General features: G+C 65.5%; 6 protein-coding genes. 2 read left to right on the top strand and 4 right to left on the bottom strand.

The genetic code is table 11. The features are described 5' to 3' along the window. The 4 genes from SAS01S_RS21510 to SAS01S_RS21495 form a co-directional block, all read right to left on the bottom strand. Positions 1-290 (bottom strand): AAA family ATPase (locus SAS01S_RS21510; protein ID WP_157082945.1); only part of this gene is annotated, 290 nt, incomplete at its 3' end. A gap of 46 nt (positions 291-336) precedes the next feature. After that, positions 337-1,131, bottom strand: coding sequence for a Coq4 family protein (locus SAS01S_RS21505; RefSeq protein WP_066813200.1), 795 nt, complete (start codon positions 1,129-1,131; stop codon positions 337-339). A 414-nt stretch (positions 1,132-1,545) separates the two neighbouring features. Continuing rightward, on the bottom strand, positions 1,546-2,658 hold the full coding sequence (gene dnaN / locus SAS01S_RS21500) for a DNA polymerase III subunit beta (protein ID WP_066813199.1): 1,113 nt from the start codon (positions 2,656-2,658) through the stop codon (positions 1,546-1,548). 198 nt (positions 2,659-2,856) lie between these two features. After that, positions 2,857-3,531 carry an outer membrane protein gene (locus tag SAS01S_RS21495; protein ID WP_066813198.1) on the bottom strand — a complete coding sequence of 225 codons (675 nt, stop codon included), beginning with the start codon at positions 3,529-3,531 and terminating at the stop codon, positions 2,857-2,859. Between the two features lie 152 nt (positions 3,532-3,683). On the opposite strand from SAS01S_RS21495, the gene SAS01S_RS21490 reads away from it, so the two are divergent. After that, the gene (locus SAS01S_RS21490) at positions 3,684-4,319 is read left to right on the top strand and encodes a histidine phosphatase family protein (protein ID WP_066813197.1); all 636 of its coding nucleotides are present in this window, start codon (positions 3,684-3,686) and stop codon (positions 4,317-4,319) included. Between the two features lie 56 nt (positions 4,320-4,375). After that, the gene (locus SAS01S_RS21485) at positions 4,376-4,798 is read left to right on the top strand and encodes a hypothetical protein (protein ID WP_066813204.1); all 423 of its coding nucleotides are present in this window, start codon (positions 4,376-4,378) and stop codon (positions 4,796-4,798) included. Positions 4,799-4,918: the final 120 nt, after the last annotated feature.

Raw genomic sequence — 4,918 nt, 5'->3', positions numbered from 1 at the left:
TTATCCGCAGGCCATGCCGCTTGCCGCATTGCCCCACCCCCAACCCCTCCCCTGAAGGGGAGGGGCTTCAGGGTAGCCGCGACGCTAAACCCGCCCTTGCCCCCCTGCCGCGCCATATCGCTGAGCGCCGCGCGCCGCAGGCCGCGCCCCGGCGCGAGCAGCGACACCGCTTCCAGCACATTGGTCTTGCCCGCGCCATTCTCGCCGGTCAGCACGACGAAGCCGCGCCCCGGATGGAGCACGGCTTCGGCATGATTCCTGAAATCGGTGAGGATCAGGCGCGACAGCATCGCGCCCGTCCCTAGCGGAGTTTGGGCGCTTGCGTCAGCCTTGCACTCAGGCGGCGAGCTTGGCCGGCGCAGCGCCCGATTGCTGGTTCTTCGCGCTCAGATACGACGACATCTCTTCGCCCAATTCGCGCTGCGCCTTGAGATAGGCGACCGGCTCACTAAGCCCGAGCCGCTTGCGCGCCGCGTCGAGCGGCTCGTGCAGCAGCTGCAGATAATCCTCGCCGGAAATCCACTTGGCCTTCTTGCCGCGCTGATAGCCTTCCCACACCGCCTTCGCGAACAGCGAATTACCGGTGACTTTCAGGCTCTTGAGCGCCGCCGCGCCGCCGATGAATGCCCAGCCCAGCCCACCGACCTGGGCGTAGCTGAAGGCGACCAGCGCCGCTTCGCCCATGCTTTCGTCGGCCTTGTAGCCGGTCAGGACGTGCCAAATGTCGTGCGTGTCGCGCACCCGCCGCCCGAACCAGGCGTAAGGATGCGGCATGTCTTCCTCGCGGTTGACCTTGCTGACTTCGGCCAGGCCGTCGGCCGAATAACCGGTCGATTCGAGGAAATGGTTATAGGCAGCGCCCACCGTGCCCGGCGCGAATTGCTTGGCATAGCCCGGCTGTGACAAAAGCTGCGCGAGCTCGATCCGCTCATAGGCCATCCGCCCACCCTCTTCGGTGGCGATGAAGCGCGCGTAATTCATCGGCGCATTGCCGACGTTCAACGCGCGCATGATCTTGAACACCTGCGTCGTGTCATCGCCATTGGCGAGCAGCTTCCGGATCGAGCTGAACGCGGTCTTCCAGTCACGCTTGCCGGTGGTGCCGGGAAAGGGGGGGAGCTTTGCGGCCATCGAATGATTCCTTACTGACACTCATGTAAGTAAGCGAAGCGGCGCGCGGAGTCAAGCCGGTGCCGATCCCCTTATGCGCCGCGTCGATGACAATATCGTTGATGCCCGAAAGGGCGCAACCGGATGATGAGCCTTCTCCCGCGTGCGGGAGAGGAGAGAGGACCTATGAGGGAAGCGAATTAGCCCTCGCCCGCTTGCGGGAGAGGGTTGGGTGAGGGTCTTCTTTCTTCTTCCAAGCGGTTGGAACACCAAAGAAGAAAGAAGACCCTCACCTTCCCACCGCTTCGCGGCGGGCCCCTCCCGCATCAGGTAAACAGCGCCCCGCGCTGTTTAGGTCATGCCGGGGGCATGACCGACCTGATACGCCCGCGCGCGGGAGAGGGAATTTGAGGACGCGCTTCTACCGCTCCCGCGTCACACCCGCATCGGCATAAGGACGTACAGAGCCGGCGACTTGTCGTTCTCGCGGATCAGGGTTGGTGCGCTGGCGTCGGCGAGGTGGACCTCGACCATGTCGCCCTCGATCTGGCCGAGAATGTCGAGCAGATAGCGGCTGTTGAAGCCGATATCGAACCCCTGCGCGGCGTAATCGCCGGGGACTTCCTCGGCCGCGGTGCCGTTTTCCGGGCTGGTCACCGACAGGGTGATCTTGTCGCGGTCGAGCGTCATTTTGACCGCGCGCGTCTTTTCGGTGGCGATGGTCGACACGCGGTCGACGCCTTCCTCGAAGCTCCTGGGGTCGATCCGCAGGATCTTGTCGTTGCCGGTCGGGATGACGCGCGAATAATCGGGGAAGGTGCCGTCGATCAGCTTCGAGGTCAGCAGGGCCTGGCCCATGTCGAAGCGGATCTTGGACGAGGACAAAGACACGCCGACCGAGCCGTCGATCTCGTCGAGCAGCTTGCGCAGTTCGGCGACGCATTTGCGCGGGATGATGATGTCCGGCATCCCCTCGGCGCCGTCGGGGCGCGGCAGGGTGACGCGGGCAAGGCGATGGCCATCGGTGGCGGCGGCCTTGAGCACCGGCTGGCCGTCATCGGCGACGTGCCAGAAGATGCCGTTGAGATAGTAACGCGTCTCTTCGGTCGAGATCGCGAAGCGCGTCTTGTCGATGATCTGCTTGAGCGTCTCGGCCGGCAGCTCGAACTGGACCGGCAGCTCGCCTTCCGCAATCACCGGGAAGTCGTCGCGCGGCAAGGTGCCGAGCTGGAACCGCGCGCGGCCCGCGACGATCGTCATCTTGCCCTCTGCCGCGGCAAGCTGGACCTGGCTGCCCTCGGGCAATTTGCGCGCGATGTCGAACAAGGTGTGCGCCGACACCGTGGTCGCGCCCGGCGTGTCGACCGCGGCGGGTACGCTTTCGTTGATCTGCAGGTCGAGATCGGTCGCCATCAGCTTGAGCGATCCCTCGGCCGTCGCCTCGATCAGCACGTTCGACAGAATCGGGATGGTATTGCGGCGCTCGACCACCGACTGCACATGGCTCAGCCCCTTGAGGAGCGTTGCGCGTTCGATCGTCGCCTTCATGTCCTAACCCCCGGGCCGGTGCCCTGATTTTCCGACCCGCCAGACATGAGAGAATCCGGGGGCAATTCGCCTACCGTCTTCCTTAACGTGAAAAAGGGCCGGAGCAAGCGCCCCGACCCTCCTTTCACACCCTGTTTCCCCTGTTATTGTGGATGAATCGCTTTGGTGGGTGAATCGCTTCAGGAGCGACCATCAACCTTAGAAGCGGACACCCACCCCGGCGACGACCTGATGCCGGTCGGTATCGACCGAGAAATTGTTGGTGTTGCCGCCGTTCGGATATTCAAACCGCGCCTGGCCATAGTTCGAATAACGATATTCGACCTTGGCGTAGGCCTTGCCGCCGAGCGATTGCTCGACGCCCGCGCCCGCGCGCCAGCCGTCCAGGTTGAAATGCTGGCCGGTTTCGGTCGTGCCGTCCGACGCGACGAGATCGAGCCGCTGGTTGGTATAACCGCCCTTGGCGTAGATCATGGTGCGCGGCGCGACGACATAGCCGACGCGCGCGCCGGCATAGAGATCGCGACCCGCCTTGACCCGTCCATAGCCCAGCGCCCCCGCTGCGGACGGATTGTTGGTCACCTTGCTGGTCGACCCGGTCACTTCGCCCTCGGCACCGAACACCAGGTTCCCGCTGCGGATGTCGTACCCGACATCGCCACCATAGGTCAGACCGTCGGCCGAATTGCGGCTGTCGATCGACGAATTGGGCACCTGGCCCGGCTGCATCCGGTCATAGCCCAGGATGATGCCGGCGCGCGGACCGCTGAACGACGTGTCGCTATCCGGGTTCGGGGGGCCATCCTGCGCGAAGGCGGGAGCGGCGACGGCAAGCGCCGCGAGGCTGGCGGTGGCAAGGATCAGCTTACGCATAAATAACTCCATTCACTCAATATCCCGCGGAGCACCGGGGGGTCGGTGGCGCGGGAAGGGGCAAATAGGTGGGGAGCCAAGAGGTTGCATGAACCTCAGATAAACAAGGAATTCCGTTGCTTTCGCGCCACAGGGGGTTGAAAGCGCTGGGAATGATTCCAAGGCGGGGACGCGACTTCATCGCGCGGCACGGCGAGACGGTGTTCAACGCGGCCGGGCGGTTGCAGGGCGACCATCCGCACACCCCGCTGACCCGCGCCGGCTTCCGTCAGGCCGACGAAATGGGCGAGGCGCTCCGCCATGCTTTGGGCGACAAACCCACGCTGACGTTATGGGCGTCGCCGACCGGGCGCGCGCTGCAGACGCTGGCGGTGATGGCCGAATGTGTCGGGCTCGACTGGCATCAGGCGCGGACCGACCCGCGGCTGACCGAGATCGGGATGGGCAGCTGGGGCGGGCGTTATTATCAGGACGTGATCGCCGAGGTCGGCGACGTGGTGGACCGCGCGAGCGGCCTGTTGATCAGCGCGCCCGACGGTGAACTCTATCCGCAGATCGCCCAGCGCGTATCGGCCTGGCTGGCGGAAACCGACGACGATCCGGGCGACCGATTGGTGATCATGCACGGCATATCGAGCCGGGTGATGCGCGGGGTGATGACCGGACAACCTTTGGTCGACGGCTTCGGCGCGCCCGCGGCCGGTCATTTGCCGCAAGGGTCGCTGGTGATGATCGAAAACGGGGTCGAGACAATCGTCCATCTCGGTGGCGGCGGGGAGACGGTGTGAAGCGGCTGGCGATAGCCATCGCGCTAATCGCAACGGCGGTCGCGGCCCTCCCGGCAATGGCGCGCGATACGATCGGCGTGTGGAACCGCTGGGCCGCGTTCAGCGACCCGAGTCCGCGGCGCTGCTTCGCGATCGCGCAACCGGTCGACCCCGACCATCGCGCCGGCTTTGCCAGCATCGCCAACTGGCCGGGCCAGCATATCCGCAGCCAACTCCACATCCGCCTTAGCCGCGGCCGCGCCGGCAATGCCCGCGTGACGCTATCGATCGGCGAGCGCCGTTTCGAGCTGGTGGCAGGCACGGACGACGCCTGGGCCCCCGATTCGCGCACCGACGCCGCGATCGTCGCCGCGATGCGCAGCGGCCGGTCGATGAGTGTGGAGGGGTTGGGGCGTGATGGCTCGGCGTTTGCCGACGTCTACGCGCTGTCGGGCGCCGCTACGGCAATCGATGCGGCGGCGCTGGCGTGTCGGGGGTAGGCATGGTCCCTCTCCCGTTGGGAGAGGGAGGGAGCCGCCATCGGCGGCGGAAGGGTGAGGGCAGCTTTATCCCTCCACACCTGCCCTCACCTTCCCACTCGGCTATGCCGAGCGGGCCCC

Origin of the sequence: Sphingomonas asaccharolytica NBRC 15499, from assembly GCF_001598355.1 — a bacterium.
GTDB lineage: Bacteria > Pseudomonadota > Alphaproteobacteria > Sphingomonadales > Sphingomonadaceae > Sphingomonas > Sphingomonas asaccharolytica.
Note: the sequence above shows the minus strand (reverse complement) of the source record. Positions and strands in the feature narration are given on the sequence as shown.